The organism is Paenibacillus sp. J31R120 (assembly GCF_056269225.1).
Map to the genome: position 1 here is coordinate 132,475 of NZ_JBWDNN010000006.1, position 20,672 is coordinate 153,146.

The window sequence follows — 20,672 nt, forward strand, 5'->3', positions numbered from 1 at the left end:
AAAGTAGGAGCGAGGGGTGGACAATGACTTTTTATTTTGGCGATGTATTTCCGTACATCCCCCTATTGCTGAAAGGATTAGCCATTAGCTTGTATATCACCGTATTCGGCATGCTTGTTGGAAGTGTGCTAGGCGTATTCGTCAATTTGGCCAAAACGGGAAAGTCAAAAGTATTAAGAAAAATTAGTTCTGCTTATATTGAGATCATCCGAAATACACCGCTATTGGTGCAATTGTACTTGATCTATTTTGGCCTGGGTCAGCTCGGAATCAATATTAATCCGCTTTGGTCGGCAATAATCGGCATTACCTTAAATAATGCGGCCTATACGGCGGAGATATTCAGAGCAGGGTTCAATTCGGTATCGAAAGGCTTAAGGGAGGCAGGGTGTGCCTTGGGAATGACGTCAACACAGATTTTTAGGCACATCATATTGCCTCCAGCTATTCGCAGCGTTTTTCCGGCGTTGACGAACCAGTTGATCCTGCTTTTTCTGTTCTCGTCGGTGGCTTCTGTCATTTCTCTGGAAGAATTGACCTATCAAATCATGAATGTTGATTCAAAAACGTTCCGAACTTTCGAGATATTAACGATTGGAGCTATTCTGTATTATGCAAGTTCATCTATATTTGCAATGTTATCGAAAGTAATCGAAAAGAAATTATTTAGATGGTAGGTGGGAACAAATGTTTGAAGATTTTGGGTGGCATCATTTGGTTCCTATTGCCAAAGGTGCTTGGTTTACCGTTGTGCTTTGTTTTTTCTCTATTATTTTGGGCGGTGTAATCGGGCTGTTGCTGGGATTGGGTGCTACATCGGACAATCGATGGGCGCGGTGGATCAGCGCTATTTATATTAATCTGATTCGTGGTATTCCATTATTGATCATTATCTTTTTTATCTATTTCGCCTTGCCTCTGCTGGTACCGGGTATGGATTTATCGAAAGAAGTGGTAGCAGTCATCGCTTTGTCTGTTTATGCCGGAGCCTATATGGGTGAAATTGTGCGAGGCTGCATTCAGTCCATACACAAAGGACAGTTTGAAGCGGCAGATGCCCTTGGCATGAGCTATTTTCAAAAATATCGATACATTATTGTGCCGCAGGCGATGAAAGTGATCGTTCCGCCGGGAATCGGCTTTATTATTGCCTTGGTGAAAGATTCCTCTCTCGTGTCAACAATCGGATTTATTGATTTGACCAAAGCAGGAAGAGTCGTCAGCAATTTAACCGTTGATCCGTTAAAGTCGTTCCTGGCTGTAGCCGTCTTTTATTTTATCATTTGCTACGCACTTTCCAGATTGGCACAATATTATGAAGCAAAGATGGCGCGGACAAACACGTAACGTCAATGATGGCCGAGGAGGAACAGCCTATGATTCAGGTGGGAAATTTGCATAAAAGTTTTGGGAAAGTCGATGTGCTAAAGGGTATAGATTGCCATATACGTACGAATGAAGTTGTCTGCGTGATTGGACCATCGGGCTCAGGAAAAAGTACGTTCCTGCGTTGCTTGAACTTGCTCGAATCGATCACAGGCGGGACGGTCAAGATTAATGGGCATGATCTGACAGACCCGAAGATGAATATTAATCAAGTTCGCAAGGAAGTGGGCATGGTATTTCAATCATTCAACCTGTTTCCTCATATGAAGGTGATAGACAACATCATATTGTCACCGATTAAGGTATTGAAGATGGATAAGGACAAGGCTCGTCAGAAGGCGATGTCTTTGCTGGAGAAGGTCGGGCTGAGTCACAAAGCGGATGTTTATCCAAGCAGCTTGTCCGGGGGGCAGATGCAGCGGGTTGCAATTGCCAGGGCGCTTGCAATGGACCCGAAAGTGATGCTGTTCGATGAACCGACATCAGCGCTGGATCCGGAAATCGTGGGCGAAGTGTTGTCTGTCATGAAGGATTTGGCCAAAGAAGGCATGACCATGGTTGTCGTGACACATGAGATGGGATTTGCCCGTGAAGTCGCTGATCGCGTCATCTTTATGGATCAAGGCATTATTATCGAGGAAGGGCCGCCAAAGGACATATTCACGAATCCCAAGAATGAACGCACACAGGCGTTTCTTAGTAAGGTGCTATAATTGTAGGATTTAACATTGCGAAGGAGGAATACCGGTATGGGAATCATTGAACAACGTCTGCAGCAATTAGGGATCGAATTGGCCGAGCCTCCTGCGCCTGCGGCAATCTATATTCCGGCAGTGACTACGGGAAACCTGGTCTTTACTTCAGGTAATGACTGTCGGGTGAACGGCAAGTTTCTTTATGTGGGCAAGCTGGGGCAGGACTTGACGATTACGCAAGGTCAAGAAGCGGCCAGACAGACGATGATCAACCTGCTTGCTGTTTTAAAAAGTCATTTGGGAGATCTGGATCAGATTCATCGAATTGTAAAGCTGCTCGCCTTCGTCAATAGTGCTCCCGGATTTGTTGATCAGCCATATGTGATCAATGGAGCTTCCGAGCTATTAGAGCAAGTATTTGGTGAGCGAGGCAAACATGCAAGGTCAGCGATCGGTACGAGTGAGCTCCCCTTTAATATACCGGTTGAGATTGAAATGATTGTAGAGTTGAAGCAGGTGTCCTCCCTATGAATCTAACTGAACAATTAAAGCAGCAGAAAATAGTAGCCATTCTTCGGGGGGTTGCACCTGAACGGGTGCTTCCTGTTGCCGAGGCCTTGTCCTTGGGCGGTATTCGATTTATGGAGATAACGATGAACAGTGAGAAAGCCGTACAAAGCATTGCCATGCTGCGAGAACGACTTCCGCAATTGCATATTGGTGCCGGAACGGTAACCAATGTGCAATTAGCCAGAGAAGCAGCCGCAGCAGGCGCGGAATTTCTAATATCTGCGAATGTAGATACAGCCATGATCTGTTATGGAGTGGAACAAGGGCTTCATGTCTGGCCGGGCGCGATGACTCCGACAGAGATTGTGCTTGCCTGGGAAGCCGGTGCTCAAGCAGTCAAATTGTTTCCTGCAACCGTCCTGGGCATCGATTATTTGAAGTCTGTTCGAGCTCCGCTAGATCAGATACCGCTTATTGCAACGGGAGGAATTGAACCCGGCAATGCGGCAGCCTATTTACAAGCTGGGGCGTGCGCACTCGGGGTGGGCGGACAATTGATTAACCATCAATGGATCCAGGCGGGAAAATATGCGGAAATCACCGATATGGCGAATCAATATTTGGCCGCAGTCAAAGGTGAGTCCATATGACGGATGTCGTAACTATTGGAGAAAGCATGGTTCTGTTTCAGCCGTTTCAAGGCGAATCGCTTCGCTATGCGCCTTTGTTCACCAAGACAATAGCGGGTGCGGAATCGAATGTAGCGATTGGACTGACCAGATTAGGCCATAAAGCGCGCTGGATTGGAAGGGTGGGGAATGATCCGTTCGGCGATCTGATCGTATCCACACTGGGAGGGGAGGGCGTTGATATATCGTTTGTCATCAAAGATTTAAAAGCTCCAACGGCTGTTTTCTTTAAAGAGTATCGCGGGATCGGCGCTGATCCCTCCATTTATTATTATCGCAAAGGCTCAGCGGCCAGTGGCTTGTCTCCACAAGATGTGCGTAAGGAGTGGTTTGACGGGGTCAGACATCTGCATGTGACAGGCATAACGCCGGCTCTTGGTTCGTCTGCTTTTGAAGCCATTCGATACGCGATGCAGCTAGCTAGAGAAATGGGGCTCATGATATCTTACGATCCGAATTTGCGGCGTAAACTTTGGAGCGAGGAAGAAGCTCGCAGCAAATTAACTGAGCTAATCCCTTACTGTGACTACTTTTTGCCTGGTATCGATGAAGCTGAATTTTTGCTCGGTAAGCAGGATTTGGATGAACTGGGCAATGAGTTCTTGTCGATGGGTCCTAAGGTGGTCGTGATCAAGCTGGGAGCGGAAGGATCTATTGCCTATACGCCATATGGGACGGTAGCAGTCGAGGGAGTCCCGGTATCCCAGGTCATCGATACGGTTGGCGCAGGGGATGCTTTTGCAGTCGGGTTTTTATCAACTTTGTTAAAGGAAAGGAACCATGGCGATCTGATTGCGCCTCATCTGGAGCATTTGACACAAATGTTAAGAACGGCGAATGAACTCGGTTCGCTCGCCGTACAGTTTCGCGGTGATTGGGAGGGGCTGCCAACCTGTGAGGAAGTTCAGAGATTACACAGTGGTACGGCAGAAGTGACACGATAGAAGAATTCAATATATAGATCAAAGCCAAAATGAAGTGGGTTTGACTGATTCAATCATGAACATGCAGTGTAGCTCTTAAGATGTCAATCTTAAGGGCTTTTTTATATGAAAATGCAAGAATGAATGGACAAATTAAAACTTCGTATATATAATCATTTTATGAAGTATTAAAACTTCTTGAATAAACAGAATTAAATAATTATTAGTTCTTTTATGAAAGGGGTGTCATTCTCATCTAGGCAGTCATTATAGTGGGGCAGTTTGGTAATAACTAACTATAATTTAGGGGGCAGTTGTATGAAAAAAGGAATTGCTTCAATGTTAATGGTTTTGATGTTAGTTGCATTATCAGCTTGCGGACAGGGAAATAATAACGGAAATACTTCGTCACCTGGGAAAGGGACCGATACAGCAACAGAAAGTCCTGGAGAACAGGTCACATTGAAAATTGGAAGCTGGAGAACAGAGGATAAAGCTGCCTACGAGGAAGCAGCTAAGAAATTTACTGAGAAATACCCAAATATTAAAGTGGAATTTGCTCCAACCAAAAATACGGAATACAACACAGTACTTAATACAGAATTAATGACAGGCGAAGGTCCCGATATTATTCATCTGCGGCCTTATGTAGCAGGCCAACAAATTGCTGATTCAGATTATTTGGTTGAGCTTGACGGCTTACAGGGTTTGGATCAAATTCCTAGTGAACTGCTTATTGCGGCAAAAGGTTCAGATGGAAAGGTATATGGAGCGCCAATTCTAAAAAATAGTATTCAAGTGCTATATAATAAAAAGATGTTTGATGATTTAAAGCTTACAGAGCCAAAGACATGGGATGAAATGATTCAAGTTGCGGAAACACTGAAGCAGAACGATGTAGTGCCTTTTGCTTTCGGAGCAAAAGAAGGCTGGATTCTGTCGTTGGTTCATGGCGGAATTGGGCCTGTGGGATATGGCGGCAATGATTTTGTTAATAAAATTACCAAAGGACAGATTGGATTTGATTCCGAAGAATTTACCCAATCCGTTCAACTGCTACAAGAACTGATTCCATATTATCCGAACAACTTTGAAGGGATTTCTATGGATGATATGCGCAATATGCTTGTAACCGAGCAAGCGGGCATGATGATTATGGGCGATTGGGAAGTTACAGTTATTCGCGGCATGAACCCAGATCTGCAATTGGATGCGTTCCCCATTCCAACGAAAGAAGGCAATCCGATTGTAGCAACATGGGTGGATGGTTCCTTCGCTGTCAATAAAAACTCCAAGCATCAGGAAGAAGCGAAGAAATTTATTGAGTTTGCTTTAACGGAAGAGTTTGGCACCATTATTTCTAATCGGTTGCTGCGGCAAAGCACGCTGCCTTCTGTACAGAATGAAGATGCCTTAATGAAGAAAATTTCTGCTTTTGCAAATGATGAAAGCGCTGTTACGCCGTATCTATTCAATGTATACTTTGCGGCAGGCAATCCATCCTCGAAGCTAGCGTTGGAAACAGCGCTTCAGGGTATGCTTCTTCAGAAACTGGAAGCTGCGGATGTTGGTATACAAGTGAAGGAAAGTGTCGGTACCTGGTTTAAGCCTTTGAATTAAGGCATGTAAATTTGGTATTCAAGGGCCGAAAGACGCTTCAGCCCTTGAATACCCTAATGGGGGAGTATTTATGAAAGGCGCGCTAGTAAGTATTGAAGCGGCAGCAAGTGGCCTAAGCAGTAAGGAAAGGAAAGCTGCTGATTTTATACTACAACATTCTTCTGAAGTCGTTCGTATGTCTTTGCAGCAATTAGCAGCAGCTTCAGAGGTGAGTGAAGCTACGATTATGCGGTTGTGTCGATCGTTAAAATTTGAAGGATATACAGACATGAAGCTGCGCATCACAGCCGATTTATCTTCCGCTGGAGAAGAAAATCATGAATATCAGCCGTTTCAAGTTGGTCAATCGATGAAAGAAGTGATGGAGTCGGTTACCAATAATAATATGAAGTCGCTAAAGGATACACTGGCTGTCATCGATGAGGAAATCGTTGAAGCAGCCGTACAATGCATGAATCGGGCAAGAAAGATTGCGGTATTTGGAGTAGGAGCCTCAGCTATTATTGCGGAGGACTTTAAATTAAAGGTGAACCGGATTAATAAATGGTGCGAAACAGCCTATAGCGGAGATATGCAAGCGGTGGTTGCCGCGAATTTGAATGAACAGGATGTCGTTATTGGCATTTCTTATTCGGGCAACAATAATGACGTTTTGCATGCGTTAAAAGTAGCGAAAAAAAATGGAGCCAAAATTATATCCCTAACGCATTTTGGAACAAGTCCAATTGCAGATCAGGCTGATTATCAATTATTTACAAGTTCTTTAGAGCAAAACTTCAGAAAAGGCGCGATGGCTTCAAGAATCGCTCAGTTAAATGTCATTGATATGCTATATGTAGGAATGGTGATTCAAAATTACGACTCTAGCATCGAGTCAATAGAAAGAACTCGCGAGGCCATCAAGCACTAATCAGTCACGGAGGCAATTCAATGGGGACAAAAAGCAACGCAGGTTTGCAAAAATCCGGAATTCAGTGGCAGAAGTATATCATTCATTTGTTTCCGATTCCTGCCATCATCATCTATTCCATCATTATCGTTTATTCGATGATGGCCGCATTTGGCTATAGTTTATTCTCCTGGAAAGGCTTGACGAGAGGCGACTTTATTGGATTAGGTAATTTCGTTAAGCTGTTCACTGAAAAGCCGTATAATGATATGTTCTGGAATGCCCTTGGTCATAACACTTACTATTTTATTTTAGAGATGATTGTACAAAATGGAATTGCCTTTATTTTAGCCTATATTATTTACACGAAGGTCAGAGGGGCAGAGTGGTTTAAAGCCTCGATATTTCTGCCAAGGCTTTTATCGGTTATCGTTGTCGGATTTTTATGGAAATTGATCTTGAATCCGAATTCAGGAGTCTTGAATACGTTGCTCAGGGAAGTTGGATTAGGGAGCTGGGCAAAGTCATGGCTAGGTGATCCTGATACCGCATTGACAGCTATTATTATGGTAAATAACTGGTTTGGTGTAGGTTTCTCACTTTTGATATTGCTAGCGGGATTGCAATCGATTCCCACAGAGGTTATCGAAGCTGCGAGATTGGAAGGGGTTAAAGGCTTTAAATTTATACGTACCATTATTGCTCCGCTTATTGTTCCTTCCATTGTGATCGTTACAGTCTTTACGTTTATTCATGCCTTTGAAGCATTTGAACTTGTGTATGCGATGCAAGGCTCGCAAGGAGAACCTTATATGTCAACGGATACGCTAGCTACTTATTTCTACCGAAATGCATTTGGCGGTACCTCTGGCGGAGATTCTGTTTCCATTGGTCTCGGTTCAGCGCTTGCTGTCGTTATGTTCGTCATTATCTGTGTGCTTTCTTCCTTGTTTTTAAGCATCTCAAAAAAATACCAAGTTCAACATTAAATGAGGCGAATCTATTGAAAATCAACAAATCAACTCGAATCTTTCAATATATAACGATCATCTTTTTTTCGATAACCGGGCTTGCCCCAATCCTTTTAATGGTTCTTTCTTCTTTCAAAACAAATATTGAAATTATCAAAAATCCGTTATCCATGCCAACAGGTTTGAATTTTGCTTCTTATTCCAAGCTGTTGAATCAATTGCCGTATGGCACTTATTTTATGAATAGTATTTTGGTGACAGGTATTTCGGTGTTCGCGATTCTCGTATTTGGTTCGCTGGCCGCCTATTATTTGTCGAGATACTCCTTCCGCTGGAATTCGGCGCTATATATGTATTTCCTGCTAGGTATGATGATTCCAATCAAGCTTGGCGTCGTTCCATTATTTATGCTTATGAAAAATTTGAGTTTAATTAATACGATATGGTCCTTGATTCTTATTTACGCGGGAATAGGAATCCCCCTGGCGCTGCTTATCTTAACTAATTTTTTTAATACGTTACCAAAAGAAATTGAAGAAGCCGCAAGAATTGACGGCGCTTCCGAACTTGGTATTTTATTCCGAGTGATGGTGCCGCTTATGAAGCCTGCACTTAGTACGGTTATGATTATTCAATTCATAAATGTATGGAATGACTTCTTCTTTCCCTTATTATTTACACAGAATGAAAAGGTTAAAACGATTCAGATTGGCATGTCCTCTCTGTTTGGTGAATACTCAACAGATTGGAGTGTGTTGTTTGCAGGTTTAACGATTGCGTCTCTGCCCATTATTATATTGTTCATCTTTGCTTCAAGGCAATTTATGGAAGGGCTGACCGCTGGTGCAGTTAAATAAGGAAAAGCGTATTTTTATCGGCATGGATGGGGGAGGAAGTAAGACGGCCTGTGCAGCGTGTAACGAGCAAGGTCACATTTTAGCTTATGCAATTGGAGAATCCAGCAATGTAAAATCAAGACCCCGCGCTCAGGTGGAACAGACCTTATTGGAGCTCATTTATCTTGTGATTCGGCAGAGCGGCGCAGAACTTAAGGACATTGTGTCTGTGACGCTTGGGCTTGCAGGGGGGCATCGTATTGCTGATAAAGAAAAAATGATTCATTTTCTTCAGCCCAATCTCTTTGAGCATACAAGCGTCAACGTTTACAATGACGCCGAGACTGCGCTTTCGGCCGGTACATGGGGAAAAGCAGGCATGGTGCTTATTGCAGGAACCGGTTCAATTGTGCATGCAGTGATTCCTGAGCGGAAGCTTAATATCCGTTTGGGAGGCTGGGGCTATTTGCTCGGTGATGAAGGAGGCGGCTTCGACATCGGAAGACAAGCGCTTCTAGCGGTTACGCGAAGCGTGGACGGAGTTGGAGAGCCTACGGCGTTAACGCCAGCCATATTAGAGTTCTTTTCTATTCATGAGCCGATACAGTTAATTGATTTCATTTATGAGCAGAGCAACGCGCGTAAAGTAATCGCGAATTTGGCTACACTCGTACTTCAAGAGGCAGAGCAGGGAGATTCCGTAGCGATAAGCATTATTAATGAGGCAATTGCGAGTCTTGGAAAACTTATTATATCTGCTCAAAAGAAGCTGGATGAAGCAAACGTTTGGCAACATGATCAGAGCCTGCTCCTTTCACCTATGAGGCTTGTGCTTGTTGGCGGTTTATTCAAAAATAAATATTTCATATCGAAATTCAATAGCCATTTGGCAGCTCATAACGTTAATTTGGAATCCATTTTACTGCGTACTCCGCCTGTACTAGGCGCATGCATAATGGGTCTGCTTGATCACGGGATAGAGATTAATGATGAGATTAGAAAAAATGCAATAGAATCTTGGATTGATGGATAAGGGGAATACAGGATGAATGAGGGAAATCGTATGATGATTACGGAAGAAAACAACGGGAACACCCAAGGGCTTGACCAAATGTCGATAGGCGAAATCATTCAGGCGATGAACGAAGAGGATCAGAAGGTGGCTGTGGCAGTTAGAAAGGAATTGCCTGCGATAGAATATGCGATTAAACAAATTGTTGAACGAATGGAAAAAGGGGGACGGTTGTTTTATATTGGCGCCGGATCAAGCGGCCGAATGGGTGTGCTGGACTCTGCGGAATGTCCGCCTACTTTCGGAGTCAGCTCGAATATGGTAAATGCAATTATTGCAGGCGGAGACGCCGCTTTACTTCATGCGGTTGAAAATGCAGAGGATGATGAGGAAGCGGGAAGCAGCGATATTCGTCACCGAATAACCTCCATAGATGTTGTTGTTGGACTGGCAGCAAGCGGACGTACGCCTTATGTAATTGGAGCGCTAAAGGAAGCCAGGCGGCTGGGTGCTTTAACGGTCGGGGTAACTTGTAATAAGGATACGGCTATTGGTTCTCTGGCGGACTGTCCGATTGAAGTATTTGTAGGACCGGAGGTCATTATGGGCTCTACACGACTAAAGGCAGGAACTAGCCAGAAAATGATCCTTAATATGATTTCTACTACCGTCATGATTCGTCTCGGCAAGGTATACGGAAACTTGATGGTGAATGTACAAGCTACGAACGCCAAGCTTCGTCAAAGAGTCGTTCGAATTGTTATGAAGGCCGCAAATGTTGACGAACAGACCGCAAAGCATTACAGCGAGCAAGCGCAAGGAGATGCAAGACTAGCTATTTTGATGATTAAATTTGGCTTGCCTAAGGAAGAGCTCATTTCCATACTACAGAAGAACAATAACCATTTTGGGCAAGCGATGAATGAATTGTTACAGCAACACTCCGAATAATTCATTGGTAAGTATGAACAGATGCACTCCTTTATAGAACATGTAACGCTGACTATATCCAACATAGGTCAGCGTTTTTGCGTCTCAGTACATAAATGAAGAGACGAGTAAGCGGCCTGTTCTATATTATCGTGCAATAAGTTAGGGGAATTACAATATTTGGAGTAATCCAAGAACAGGAGTGTTCGAGATCTATCCGCTTTATCATTTACCGTATTCAGATGAAGAGCCGAACCATGACTTTGCAGAAGGATATGGCTTTATGGATGAACGTTACTTCATATATATAACGATGAAGAACGGCGAAGAATTTAATCTTTACCGTTATCAGATTGTAAAGCTGGACATCCTAACTGGAGAGAAAATAACAATAGCCGATGACATGAAGGAATTAGGAAGTTTAGGAAGCTACTCGAATAACTGGATGAATGAAGCGGGAGATGGCAATCATTCATACGTATAACTGGGAGCCCTTCGAGGAAGGAAGGCGTTAGGTTATATCGCCAGGCTTTCGCCTGAAGGAACGTGGATTGACAGCAGCAATTCGGAAGAGCTTGTATGGGTAGTGAACGACTGGAACAAGGGTGAAGACAAGACATCTTTCCTCAACAAGCAAGATAATGACAGCAGCTCGCGTTATCTCGCCCTTGATCTGAGAGCTTATAAAATGACAGAAGGCAAACGGCTTGCTCGTGATAAGATGAGCTACGTTACGATTAAATAAGAAAAGGGCCGAAGGAGCGGCATTAGTCGCTCTCCTTCGGCTCTTTTGGAATTTAGGTTATCATAAATGCGATGACGGACAATCAATATGATTAGGCTACTACAGCACGCTGCCGCCGAAGATCATGCGGTGTTCCCATTGTGTGCCTTTGATGGAGTCGACGCGTACGCCGCCGCTTTTCTTGGAATACGTGTGCAATACTTTGCCATTGCCCAAGTACAGAGCGACATGCGTTACTTTTTGCTTCGACTTGTTGAGCTTGGAATAGTTCGATGCGCCGGAGCCTTTGTAGGACATAAAGAATACGAGATCGCCGCGCTTCAGGCTGGACCAGCTTGTCTTCACAGTGGAATGCTTCTTCACGTAGCTTGCTTGAGTGGCGGAAGATCCGGGCAGTGTCACGCCTGCCGCTTGTTTAAAGATATGCTTGACGAAATCGGAGCAATCGAACGTTCTCGTATTGCTGCGGTTCGATCCGAATTCGTAAGGCGTACCCATATACTTGCCGCCGAGCTTAATGGCTGCTTCAATCTTGGCTGACTTGCTAGAAGCGGTTGCGGCATACGCCGTATCTGCCCCATGTTGAAGCGGTGTAATTCCTGTTACAAGCAATGCTGTTGTAACGGCTCCTGCAATAAGTGTTTTCGCGAATATGTTTTGTTTCATTGTTTGCACCTCCTGGTTGGTACAACTACCGTAACATAGGGTTTGCAACCGTTTTAACCCACAAAATATGGTCCTGTGCCCAATTCCGCCTCTTAAGGCGGGGAGGCGACTCGACCTAAGTCTAGTTCAAAAACCGCCGAAAGTCCGTTTTATAAAGGGTTTGAACGATCTATACTAAGTACATAAGCAAGAGCTGCTGAACAAGGTTGAATCATCAAAAATGAAAGAATTCTAATAGAAGAAAGGAGAGAGATTTGGACATGAATGGAAAAAGCGCACTTGGTGTACTGCTAATTGTCATTGGCGGCTTGGCCGTGTTGAACGTATTCAATATTAATCTGGGTTGGATTTTTGGACTTTTGCTCCCATTCATCCTGATCGGCTTCGGCGTAGTAGGGTGGATGAACAATAAGAAAATAATCGGCGGCGTCCTGATCGCGATTGGCGGTGTGATGCTGCTGGGCAAGCTCGGCGGAATCTTCATGCTCTTGCTGGCCATCGGGCTTATCGCAGTCGGCGTATCGCTGTTCAAAAACAAGAGATCCTATTAATATAAGGGTAGATAAATGGGTTAGGAGGACATATAGATGAGCATTGCACGTCGAATCCGAGACATTACAGTCGCAACGTTGAACGAGAGATTGGAGAAAGCGGAAGATCCGGTGCGGATGATTGATCAGTTCCTCTGGTCAACGAGAGAGGATATCATCCAGGCGGAGAAGCTCCATCAGCAATATGCGAATCACAGCAACCATCTTCGGTCGCAGTGGCTGCAAGCTGAAGCTCAGAAGGAACGCCGCGAGCAGCAAGCAATGACTGCGCTCAAGGCTGGAGAAGAGAACATGGCGCGGATTGCCCTTCATGAGAAGGCCAGCTGCGAGGAACGTTCCGCTCAGTACAGAGAGTTATATGAGCAAAGCCGGCAAAACACGATGGATCTGGAAGAGCAATTGCGGGAGATGCGCAGTGAATACCAGACGGTGTACGATAAGCGCGAATATTATGCAGCACGTATGGAATCCGTCAGATTGCAGCAGCGCATGAACAGCAGAGTACAGGGAGGCGTATCCGACGGAGCTCACCCAGGCACGATGTTCCGCCAAATGGAAGACCGTATCAGCGATCTGGAGCAGGAAGCCAGAAGCTTGCGGGATGTGCGCAGAATGGGCAGAGAGTTCGACCAAGGCGGCGTCGGCAATACGGTCAAGTCCGTGATCGAACGCGAGCTTGCCGAGTTGAAACGCAAGCTTGAGAAGGAGGGTTGGTCGTCTTGAAAAAGCTATATCGCTCCAGACGGGATAAGAAATTGCTCGGCCTGTGCGGCGGGCTAAGTGAAATGCTGAATGTGGATGCGACACTTATACGGATACTGCTCATTGTCATCACTGTCCTATCGAGCGGTATGGCCATCTTCATCTACATTATCGCGGGTATGGTTGTGCCGAAAGAACCGCCCATCTATGGCGCGTTCGGTCCACAGGGCTACGGCAACGGACACAATAATGGCTACGGCGGCGGCTTTGGCGGCGGCTACGGTCCTCAAAACGGACCTCAGAATGGGCCACACACAGGCTATAACGGCGGCTTTAACCAATATCAGAACAATACGCCTCCGAACAATTGGGGCACTTCATACGCCAAGGAAGAGCCTGCTGCAGGCTCGCAATTCGATAGCATGATGGATGATCTGGAGAAAAAGGCATTGCGCCGTGAGATCGAAGAACTGAAAGCCAAATTAGCGAAACAAGAGAAGGGAGAATAACATAATGGGAATCTTTAAAAGAATGAAGGATATGACAAAAGCGTCGATGAACGAGGTACTGGACAAGCTGGAAGATCCGGTCGTCATGTTGAATCAATACTTGCGTGATATGGAATCGGAGATTCATCAAGCAGAAGTAACAGTAGCCAAGCAAATGGCGAATGAGCGCCGCATGAAGCAGCGCCTGGACGACTCCGTACGCAATGCGGCAGAGCGTGAGTCCAAAGCGGAAGCAGCGCTTCGCGCAGGCCAGGAGGAACTGACTCGCAAGCTGCTGGAAGAGAAGCTGTACTTCGATCAGAAGGTTGTGGAATACACAGATCTTCATGCTCAGGCGAAAGGTCAAGCGGAAGAGCTGCTTGGGCAGCTGCACGGAATGAAAGAAGAGTTCTACCAGCTTCGCAACAAGCGCAATGAGCTGGCGTCCCGCGCTCAAGTGGCGAAGGCTCAGAAGCAAATGGCTCAGCTGAGCTCGAACCATACCATCGACAGCGGCACAGCATCGCGCGGTTTCTACCGGATGGAAGAGAAAATCATGCAGTTGGAAGCGGAAGCGGATGTGCTTCGCACACCTTACTCCTCGTCTTACAGCGGCGGCAGCACATCTTCCCCAGTAAATGCGGCTGATCTTGAGAAACGCATGAAGGTGGATGAGCAACTGGAAGCGCTCAAGAGCAAGTTGAACGGAGCGGCTCCTAGCAAAGCGGAAACGGAATAAGGACCATACTAAGGATGGAAGCAGCGGACCGGCTACCGGTCTGCTCTTTCATGCTTTTATGAGGGGACTCGCTAGCATAGCCGACATGGGCGCTATTGGCATCATGACCCGGCTACATAAGGAGCTGTAGGCATGCAGGATCAGGAAAAAAAACCGGGAGAACAAGGGAAGGCCGAACGCAGACGCAACGTGGTGGAGACGCTGCTTTGGCTGCTCATTATAGCGAGTCTGGTCATCATTTTGCTGCAGGGGCTTGATATCGTCGAGCCGTTCATCCTGCAGGGCAGATGGGCAATTACAGGCCTTGGTCTAGTAGGTGCGGGACTTGCGGTGGCGGCGCTTAACGGTTATCTGCAAAACTCCAAGCTGAAAGCCAGGCTGAAGCGGCTTACCGAGCAGCAGCGCAAACGCTATAACGTAACGTTTAATGATCATCCGTCTGACGCAGGGGATGACGATCACGAGCGGGAGAGTGATCCGCAGTGGACCGAGAAGGTGAGATTCACGGCGGTGCTGGAGGAACGCCAGCGTCTTGCACGCGAGCTGCATGACGCAGTCAGCCAACAATTATTCGCGATCTCCATGACGGCGACAGCTGTAAGCCGTACGATTGAGCGGGACTGGGAGCGGGCGAAGCGCCAAGTGCAACTGATCGAGGAGATGGCCGCGGTCGCACAGTCTGAGATGAGAGCGCTTCTGCTTCATCTTCGTCCCGTTCATCTGGACGGCAAAAATCTGGGACAGGCTTTGACGACGCTGGTTGAAGAATTAAAGCAGAAAGTGCCGATGGAAATTGTATTAGAGGTGGATGAATCGATTGTACTGCTGCCGCAGACGGAGGATCATCTGTTCCGGATTGTCCAAGAGGCGCTCTCCAATACGCTTCGTCACTCCAAGGCAGGCAGCATGCGTATCCGGCTGCTTCGATTGGACAATAAGGTGCATTTGACCTTGCAGGATAATGGTGTCGGCTTCGATCTGGAAGCGAAGAAGCAGACGTCTTATGGCTTGCTGACGATGGAAGAACGGGTAAATGAGCTTGGCGGCTCACTCCAGATGATCTCGCAGCCGGGAGAAGGCACAACGATTCATCTGTGGGTGCCGATGGACGGACAAAAGGCAGGGAGTTAAGATAGAAGCATAGCGAAAGGAGCGGGACATATGGAGGAACCGATAAAGGTGTTGCTGGTTGACGATCACGAGATGGTTCGGATCGGACTTGCGGCCGTACTCGATACGGAGGATGGAATTGAGGTTGTAGGTGAAGCCAGTAATGGCGTGGACGGCATCCGACTGGCGCAGTCCTACAGGCCGGATGTTGTCCTGATGGATCTGGTCATGGAGGGCATGGACGGCGTGGAGACGACTGCCAAGCTGCTGGAGACTCATCCGGACTGCAAAGTCATTGTTCTTACGAGCTTTATTGATGACAGCAAAATATACCCGGTTATCGAAGCGGGAGCGTTCAGCTATTTGCTGAAAACTTCCCGTGCGAGTGAGATTGCGGAAGCGATCCGCGCTGCTGCGAGGGGGCAATCCGTGCTGGAGTCGCAGGTAGCGGCCAAGATGATGAACCGTTTCCGCGCGCCAAAGCAGGAGCAGCCGCGCTTGCATGATGATCTGACCGAACGTGAGATGGATGTGCTGAAGCGGGTTGCGCAGGGAAAATCCAATCAGGAGATCGCAGACGAGCTCTTTATCGGTGTGAAGACCGTTAAATTCCACGTTACGAATATCTTCAACAAGCTGAATGTGGAGGACCGCACGCAAGCTGCGATCTACGCGCATAAGCAAGGGATTGCGGACTAAGGCGTTAAGCTGAGCCTGCGATCTTCAAGCAGGGTGAACAGAGCTTCATCATCATGAATCGGGATGACGGGCAGAAGAGGGGCAGAGCCCTGGCTTCCTGCTGCACGGGAGCAGGCTGCTGCGATAGCCTCCGGCCAGCATACCACCGCTAAGGGCTGACTGACCGCTTGCAGCAAGCTGAGCTGCGAGGCTTCACGGGCACAGACGATCTTGGGATAAGGCGCTGTCTTGAAGCCTTCGATCAGAATAATGTCAACGTCTTGCGCCATTGCAGCGATTAATGCGGCCAGTTCGGTGCCGGACGACCTCAGAATCGCGGTACGGCTGGCAGAGGTGATGGCGGTTATGTCCGCACCCGCTGCCTGGTGCTGCCAGGTATCGGTGCCCGGCGTATCGATCTGGAAGTCATGTGCATCATGCTTGATCGTGCCGACGCGATGCCCTTTACTTTTATATCTTTCCGTTAACCGGCAGACCAAGGTGGTCTTGCCGGTGTTTTTGTATCCGACCAATTGAACAATAAAAGGTCTATGATGGGGCAAGGGCAGGGACCTCCTCGTGGTTAAATAAGGATATCTGTATTACTCATGGCTATCGTCTAAATGTTCAGTTAGCGAAAGAGCTTTATATGTATCGGTGGATCAAGTGTATCATATACGAGGTTGAGGCCGCCTAAGGATGTTTTGTTTAAGAACACGATATCCAGACCAGATCGTACACTCGCTATGCTACAATAAGAGCAATCATGAAGGGATTACGGAAGGGAACATTGCAGGGGTGGGGGAATCCGGGTGGATGAGGAGATTAGCTTGGACAGCATGTGGAGCGGAGGAAGCGACGGCCGGTTCAACCGGCGCGCGATCAGGGTAGAAGAGGCGCAGCGGCGTGTACTTGCCGCTGCAGGCCAAACCGCAAGCGAGCAGGTGCCGCTTGCGGAAGCAGGCGGCCGCCGGCTCGCGCAGCAGCTGCTCGCGACGAGCGACTGGCCGCCCTTCGCGCGCGCCGGGCTCGACGGCTATGCCGTGCGCGCGGCAGATACGGCGCAGGCGTCGCCGCAGGCCCCGGCGGCGCTGCGCGTCGTGGACACGGTCGCGGCGGGCGGACTCGCCCTGGCGGCCGTACAGCCGGGCACAGCTGCGCGCATCATGACCGGCGCGCCTGTGCCCCGGGGGGCCGACGCGGTCGTCATGCTGGAGCAGACCGCGGAGGGCATGGCCGGGGGCGAGCGGACGGCGCTGGTGAAAGCCGCCGCCCGCCCCGGCCAGAACGTGGCTCCCCAGGGCGAGGAATTCCGCCTGGGGAGCCCTATCGCTGCGCCCGGCGAGCTGCTGCGGCCGGGCCACATCGCGCTGCTGGGCACGTTCGGCTATGCCGACGTGCCCGTATACAGGCGCCCCCGCGTCGCGGTATTCGCCACGGGGAGCGAGCTGCTCCCCGTGGCGGCTCCGCTCGCGCCGGGCCTCATCCGCGACAGCAACAGCGCGATGGTCGCTGCCATGATCCGCCAGCATGGGGGCGAGCCGCTGCTGTGCGGAGCGCTTCCCGATGAGCCGGAGGCGGTGCGCGAGGCGCTCCGCGGCATCGTCGGGGAAGCGAATATGATCGTGACGACGGGAGGCGTATCCGTCGGCGATTATGATGCGATGGCGATTCTGCTTCGGTCTCTGCATCCCTATGGGGGGGAGCAGCAAGAGTCCGACGCTTCCCAGGATATGCTCTTGTTTAATCGTGTATCCATGAGGCCGGGCAGCCCGACATCGGCCGCCTGGATGGACGGCAGGCTTGTCCTGGCGTTATCCGGCAATCCGGGAGCCTGCTTCGTAGGCTTCGAGCTGTTTGGTGTGCCTGTTCTGCGCGCCATGCAGGGCGACCCCTCTCCGTTTCACCGCAAGCTGCATGCAGTGCTGGCCCGGGATATCGGGAAAGGCAGTCCGCATGACCGCTACCTTCGCGTATCGCTGCAGTACAGAGAAGACGGCAGCGTCTACGCCGATCCGCTGGCCTTTGGCAAGTCAAGCATGACAGCTTCGATTGCGGAAGCGGAAGCGCTTGCCGTCATTCCGTCCGGCTCAAGCGGCGCCGAGGCGGGACGCATTGTAGAGGCATGGCTTCTGCCTCAATAATATTTGTTCAGGAGGACTCCCCGCATCGGAAGCGGCCAATAGGATTGCATAGCGCCATAATATATCGTGTAGGGATATGCAGCCGTGAACGGGAGCCGGAGCAAATCGATGGATTGGCGCTGCTCCGCAAAGCTGAGGGCATGCTTCAAGTCCTGGATAAAGCCGTCTGCACCGAGCAGCAGCCTGCGCAGCTTGCCGCTGTCTTCCAGAATGTCCGGCAGCTCTTGGCCAGATGTACCGCGCCTAGAAGGATTGTCCTGCACTCCTTCGCGTTCCGCCGAGACGGTGCTGGAGCCATCCCAGCGCAGCTTGCCGTCCGAATCTCTGCGAATGCCAAGCTCTTCCTTGGCCGGATGGCGCAGCGCCAGCTCCATCGCTTCCCACACTTCCGGCTGTAGCTGTTCTTCATGCGAGCGGAAGCTACTCTCCAACTCATTCATCATTCCCACCAGCTCATCGATCCGCGAACGAACGAATGAGGCGTTTTGTATGCCGTTGTCGCGGCCCAGCTCCTGAAGCATGCGGTCGAGACGCTTCTGCGCCTCTTGCGCATGCCTCAGCCATACCGCCGCGCTATCCGCCGCATCGCTATACATCCGATTCCAATCTTCTCTTTGCACGACAGAAGCTTGCTCGAAGTTGGTCAGCCGGTACGCCGCGTAGCGGTTCACCGGCTGCAGCTTCGTGTAATGCATCGTTCGTTCAATGCCTCGTATTGCCCGAGTATAAAGGGTCATGGTCCGTCCTCCCCAAAAAATATTTTAGGCTCATCATAGCTTAAACAAGACGAGAAGGCTGGCGAATGGCGGAGGCGAAGCTTGGCGTTTGCAAGCGAAAGCGGAAGAAAGTTCTCCCCTTGCGCGCGGCTTCTGTCGATTACACGACCAGGAACACAAAAGCGATGTCGTCCAAGTCAAGCTTAAGCGTGTCGCTGGGGCTTTCATGGCGAGCGGACAAGGAAGGATTATGGTCCTCGGAAGCGTATTTAGTAGTGGAATGGGTCAGTCCCGCCGCCTTTGCCTTTTTCTTTTTCCCGTTCTTCTTGCCTGCTGACATCGGTTGTTCTTCCGCGGTCTTGCTTGGAGATTCGTCCGTCTCTGTCGGAGTAAAGCCGCCATTGTACGTTCCTCTTCCGTAATGAGCGGGCTCGTCGTAAGGATTGCCCAGAACCAGCTTGCCGCTTTGGCAAGAGCGAATAATTCCAATTTGCCTGTAGCCTGATTTGAAGATCACCACCACCGGCATCCCGCCATACGTCGAGAGCACTTCTTCTCTCAATGGATAAATCTGTTCCATATCACCAGTCACCTCGCCAGTATTATTGCAACCAGTGTATTCACCCGCAGGGCGAACGTGTATAAGGAGGCAACGGTATGTATATTCCGGAAAAATCCGCGCTTCATCTTGGCGCTGGTTCATCGGCGCAAGCCGCCAAGCGAAGGCCCGCCCGTAAAAATCGTTTCTTTGGCATGGCGGGCGCCCTCGTTCTATTGACGGTGCTTATTCTCCTGGCGCTCCTTCTCTCTAAATCCGATACCCAAAACGAGTCCGCTATAAACCAGCTTTCGCATGATTTAACCAAGCTATGGGGTTGGGCCGACGAAACGATGCAAGGTGGTTCCTCAGCTGCAGACTGGCATTTGCGCTGGCAGGTAGAGGTGGCCGGAGAGGGAGATTATGAGTGCTTGGCCGATTTATTATTTGCCGATTCAGATGGAAAGCCGAGTGACAGGAACGTGTTGAATGAAGGGAAGACGATGCAAGGACAATGGTCGGGTCAAGGGGGCATGCTATCGCTGCATAAGGTGGAGGAGACGGAGTCCGGCGCGCGCCTGCTCGTGATGCTGGATCGAGATGCAGACAGCGATGTGCGGTTGAATGCGCTGCTCGCCGACGCAAAGGGAATAGCCGGAAGAATCGGACAAGTATCGCTAGCAGCAACCGCCAGTGTGAAGTCGCATGGGTTCGTGTCTAGCCCCGAGATGGCTTCGCGGCTTGAGCGTCTGTCGCAAGGCAAAGCGCTGGAGGAATACCGGGACCGCGGAACGCAAAGCACGACATACAGTTCAGCGCTCTTGCAGACATCACAGCCGATTGGCAAAGGGAGAACGGCGAATCTTCAGATCGCGGTTCATGAGCATACGGAGAAGCGGATGACAGAGTTGACGCTCGGTGTGCCGCTGATTACGGGGGAATTCGGCGCTGTTGAATCGGTCGAAGAAGCTGAGAAGACTGCCGACGAGCTGCCCGCTGCCTACTAGGACGGGAGCTTTCCGGGCGCAACCCTTACTGCTAAAACGGCATGTCCTCGACGACAACGAAAAATCGCTGTGCTGCTGCGGGAATATCCCTGTTTGACGCCACTGACGCCTTTTTTGCTGCAGATAG

At 49.0% G+C, this 20,672-nt stretch carries 26 protein-coding genes; 22 read left to right on the forward strand and 4 right to left on the reverse strand.

Annotation, left to right across the window (positions count from 1 at the left end; translation table 11 throughout):
* The first annotated feature begins 23 nt into the window (after nt 1-23).
* The 14 genes from AC0YNW_RS21165 to AC0YNW_RS21230 all read left to right on the forward strand — a co-directional run bounded on the left by AC0YNW_RS21165 (nt 24) and on the right by AC0YNW_RS21230 (nt 11,206).
* Entirely contained in the window at nt 24-677 is a 654-nt protein-coding gene (locus AC0YNW_RS21165) for an amino acid ABC transporter permease (protein ID WP_475833649.1), read from the forward strand.
* A gap of 10 nt (nt 678-687) precedes the next feature.
* Nucleotides 688-1,347, forward strand: a complete 660-nt coding sequence (locus AC0YNW_RS21170; protein WP_387476789.1) for an amino acid ABC transporter permease — start codon at nt 688-690, stop codon at nt 1,345-1,347.
* A 29-nt stretch (nt 1,348-1,376) separates the two neighbouring features.
* A complete protein-coding gene (locus AC0YNW_RS21175) occupies nt 1,377-2,099 on the forward strand; it encodes an amino acid ABC transporter ATP-binding protein (protein WP_475833650.1) in 723 nt (240 codons plus the stop codon).
* A 36-nt stretch (nt 2,100-2,135) separates the two neighbouring features.
* Nucleotides 2,136-2,612, forward strand: coding sequence for a RidA family protein (locus tag AC0YNW_RS21180; RefSeq protein WP_475833651.1), 477 nt, complete (start codon nt 2,136-2,138; stop codon nt 2,610-2,612).
* The gene (locus AC0YNW_RS21185) at nt 2,609-3,241 is read left to right on the forward strand and encodes a bifunctional 4-hydroxy-2-oxoglutarate aldolase/2-dehydro-3-deoxy-phosphogluconate aldolase (protein WP_475833652.1); all 633 of its coding nucleotides are present in this window, start codon (nt 2,609-2,611) and stop codon (nt 3,239-3,241) included. Before AC0YNW_RS21180 ends, AC0YNW_RS21185 begins: the two co-directional genes overlap by 4 nt.
* Nucleotides 3,238-4,224 (forward strand): sugar kinase, encoded by a 987-nt coding sequence (locus AC0YNW_RS21190; RefSeq protein WP_475833653.1) that lies wholly within the window; start codon nt 3,238-3,240, stop codon nt 4,222-4,224. The genes AC0YNW_RS21185 and AC0YNW_RS21190 overlap by 4 nt, the downstream gene beginning before the upstream one ends.
* 297 nt (nt 4,225-4,521) lie before the next feature.
* Nucleotides 4,522-5,823 carry an ABC transporter substrate-binding protein gene (locus tag AC0YNW_RS21195; RefSeq protein WP_475833654.1) on the forward strand — a complete coding sequence of 434 codons (1,302 nt, stop codon included), beginning with the start codon at nt 4,522-4,524 and terminating at the stop codon, nt 5,821-5,823.
* Between the two features lie 70 nt (nt 5,824-5,893).
* On the forward strand, nt 5,894-6,733 hold the full coding sequence (locus AC0YNW_RS21200; protein ID WP_475833655.1) for a MurR/RpiR family transcriptional regulator: 840 nt from the start codon (nt 5,894-5,896) through the stop codon (nt 6,731-6,733).
* Nucleotides 6,734-6,753: 20 nt separating this feature from the next.
* On the forward strand, nt 6,754-7,701 hold the full coding sequence (locus AC0YNW_RS21205; RefSeq protein WP_387476775.1) for a carbohydrate ABC transporter permease: 948 nt from the start codon (nt 6,754-6,756) through the stop codon (nt 7,699-7,701).
* Between the two features lie 14 nt (nt 7,702-7,715).
* The gene (locus tag AC0YNW_RS21210) at nt 7,716-8,540 is read left to right on the forward strand and encodes a carbohydrate ABC transporter permease (RefSeq protein WP_475833656.1); all 825 of its coding nucleotides are present in this window, start codon (nt 7,716-7,718) and stop codon (nt 8,538-8,540) included.
* Nucleotides 8,527-9,552 (forward strand): N-acetylglucosamine kinase, encoded by a 1,026-nt coding sequence (locus AC0YNW_RS21215; RefSeq protein ID WP_475833657.1) that lies wholly within the window; start codon nt 8,527-8,529, stop codon nt 9,550-9,552. The genes AC0YNW_RS21210 and AC0YNW_RS21215 overlap by 14 nt, the downstream gene beginning before the upstream one ends.
* A gap of 12 nt (nt 9,553-9,564) precedes the next feature.
* Complete coding sequence (gene murQ, locus AC0YNW_RS21220) at nt 9,565-10,482, forward strand: N-acetylmuramic acid 6-phosphate etherase (protein ID WP_475833658.1); 918 nt, start codon at nt 9,565-9,567, stop codon at nt 10,480-10,482.
* A gap of 262 nt (nt 10,483-10,744) precedes the next feature.
* Nucleotides 10,745-10,945, forward strand: a complete 201-nt coding sequence (locus AC0YNW_RS21225; RefSeq protein ID WP_475833659.1) for a hypothetical protein — start codon at nt 10,745-10,747, stop codon at nt 10,943-10,945.
* 102 nt (nt 10,946-11,047) lie between these two features.
* Nucleotides 11,048-11,206, forward strand: a complete 159-nt coding sequence (locus AC0YNW_RS21230) for a hypothetical protein (protein ID WP_475833660.1) — start codon at nt 11,048-11,050, stop codon at nt 11,204-11,206.
* A 99-nt stretch (nt 11,207-11,305) separates the two neighbouring features.
* Here the strand turns inward: AC0YNW_RS21230 and AC0YNW_RS21235 are convergent, their stop codons facing one another.
* A complete protein-coding gene (locus AC0YNW_RS21235; RefSeq protein WP_387476765.1) occupies nt 11,306-11,872 on the reverse strand; it encodes a C40 family peptidase in 567 nt (188 codons plus the stop codon).
* Between the two features lie 260 nt (nt 11,873-12,132).
* Here AC0YNW_RS21235 and AC0YNW_RS21240 point away from each other — a divergent pair, with 260 nt between their 5' ends.
* The 6 genes from AC0YNW_RS21240 to AC0YNW_RS21265 all read left to right on the forward strand — a co-directional run bounded on the left by AC0YNW_RS21240 (nt 12,133) and on the right by AC0YNW_RS21265 (nt 16,161).
* On the forward strand, nt 12,133-12,423 hold the full coding sequence (locus AC0YNW_RS21240; protein WP_387476763.1) for a LiaF transmembrane domain-containing protein: 291 nt from the start codon (nt 12,133-12,135) through the stop codon (nt 12,421-12,423).
* Nucleotides 12,424-12,459: 36 nt separating this feature from the next.
* Nucleotides 12,460-13,146 (forward strand): PspA/IM30 family protein, encoded by a 687-nt coding sequence (locus tag AC0YNW_RS21245; RefSeq protein WP_387476761.1) that lies wholly within the window; start codon nt 12,460-12,462, stop codon nt 13,144-13,146.
* On the forward strand, nt 13,143-13,634 hold the full coding sequence (locus AC0YNW_RS21250) for a PspC domain-containing protein (protein WP_387476759.1): 492 nt from the start codon (nt 13,143-13,145) through the stop codon (nt 13,632-13,634). The genes AC0YNW_RS21245 and AC0YNW_RS21250 overlap by 4 nt, the downstream gene beginning before the upstream one ends.
* Nucleotides 13,635-13,638: 4 nt before the next feature.
* Nucleotides 13,639-14,352, forward strand: a complete 714-nt coding sequence (locus tag AC0YNW_RS21255; protein ID WP_387476757.1) for a PspA/IM30 family protein — start codon at nt 13,639-13,641, stop codon at nt 14,350-14,352.
* A 132-nt stretch (nt 14,353-14,484) separates the two neighbouring features.
* Nucleotides 14,485-15,483 carry a sensor histidine kinase gene (locus AC0YNW_RS21260; RefSeq protein ID WP_387476755.1) on the forward strand — a complete coding sequence of 333 codons (999 nt, stop codon included), beginning with the start codon at nt 14,485-14,487 and terminating at the stop codon, nt 15,481-15,483.
* Nucleotides 15,484-15,513: 30 nt separating this feature from the next.
* A complete protein-coding gene (locus tag AC0YNW_RS21265) occupies nt 15,514-16,161 on the forward strand; it encodes a response regulator (RefSeq protein WP_387476753.1) in 648 nt (215 codons plus the stop codon).
* Here AC0YNW_RS21265 and mobB read toward each other — a convergent pair.
* Nucleotides 16,158-16,703: a molybdopterin-guanine dinucleotide biosynthesis protein B gene (mobB, locus tag AC0YNW_RS21270; RefSeq protein WP_475833661.1), complete on the reverse strand. Its 546-nt coding sequence runs from the start codon at nt 16,701-16,703 to the stop codon at nt 16,158-16,160. The two genes, AC0YNW_RS21265 and mobB, sit on opposite strands and share 4 nt — an antisense overlap.
* Before the next feature lie 276 nt (nt 16,704-16,979).
* Here mobB and AC0YNW_RS21275 point away from each other — a divergent pair, with 276 nt between their 5' ends.
* A complete protein-coding gene (locus AC0YNW_RS21275; protein WP_475833744.1) occupies nt 16,980-18,284 on the forward strand; it encodes a molybdopterin molybdotransferase MoeA in 1,305 nt (434 codons plus the stop codon).
* On the opposite strand, the gene AC0YNW_RS21280 is transcribed toward AC0YNW_RS21275, so the two are convergent.
* Both AC0YNW_RS21280 and AC0YNW_RS21285 read right to left on the reverse strand, forming a co-directional pair.
* Nucleotides 18,278-19,021, reverse strand: coding sequence for a hypothetical protein (locus AC0YNW_RS21280; RefSeq protein ID WP_475833662.1), 744 nt, complete (start codon nt 19,019-19,021; stop codon nt 18,278-18,280). The genes AC0YNW_RS21275 and AC0YNW_RS21280 overlap by 7 nt on opposite strands.
* A gap of 139 nt (nt 19,022-19,160) precedes the next feature.
* Nucleotides 19,161-19,580: a hypothetical protein gene (locus tag AC0YNW_RS21285; RefSeq protein WP_475833663.1), complete on the reverse strand. Its 420-nt coding sequence runs from the start codon at nt 19,578-19,580 to the stop codon at nt 19,161-19,163.
* 77 nt (nt 19,581-19,657) lie between these two features.
* Here AC0YNW_RS21285 and AC0YNW_RS21290 point away from each other — a divergent pair, with 77 nt between their 5' ends.
* Nucleotides 19,658-20,545 (forward strand): YwmB family TATA-box binding protein, encoded by an 888-nt coding sequence (locus AC0YNW_RS21290; protein WP_475833664.1) that lies wholly within the window; start codon nt 19,658-19,660, stop codon nt 20,543-20,545.
* Nucleotides 20,546-20,672 lie beyond the last annotated feature (127 nt).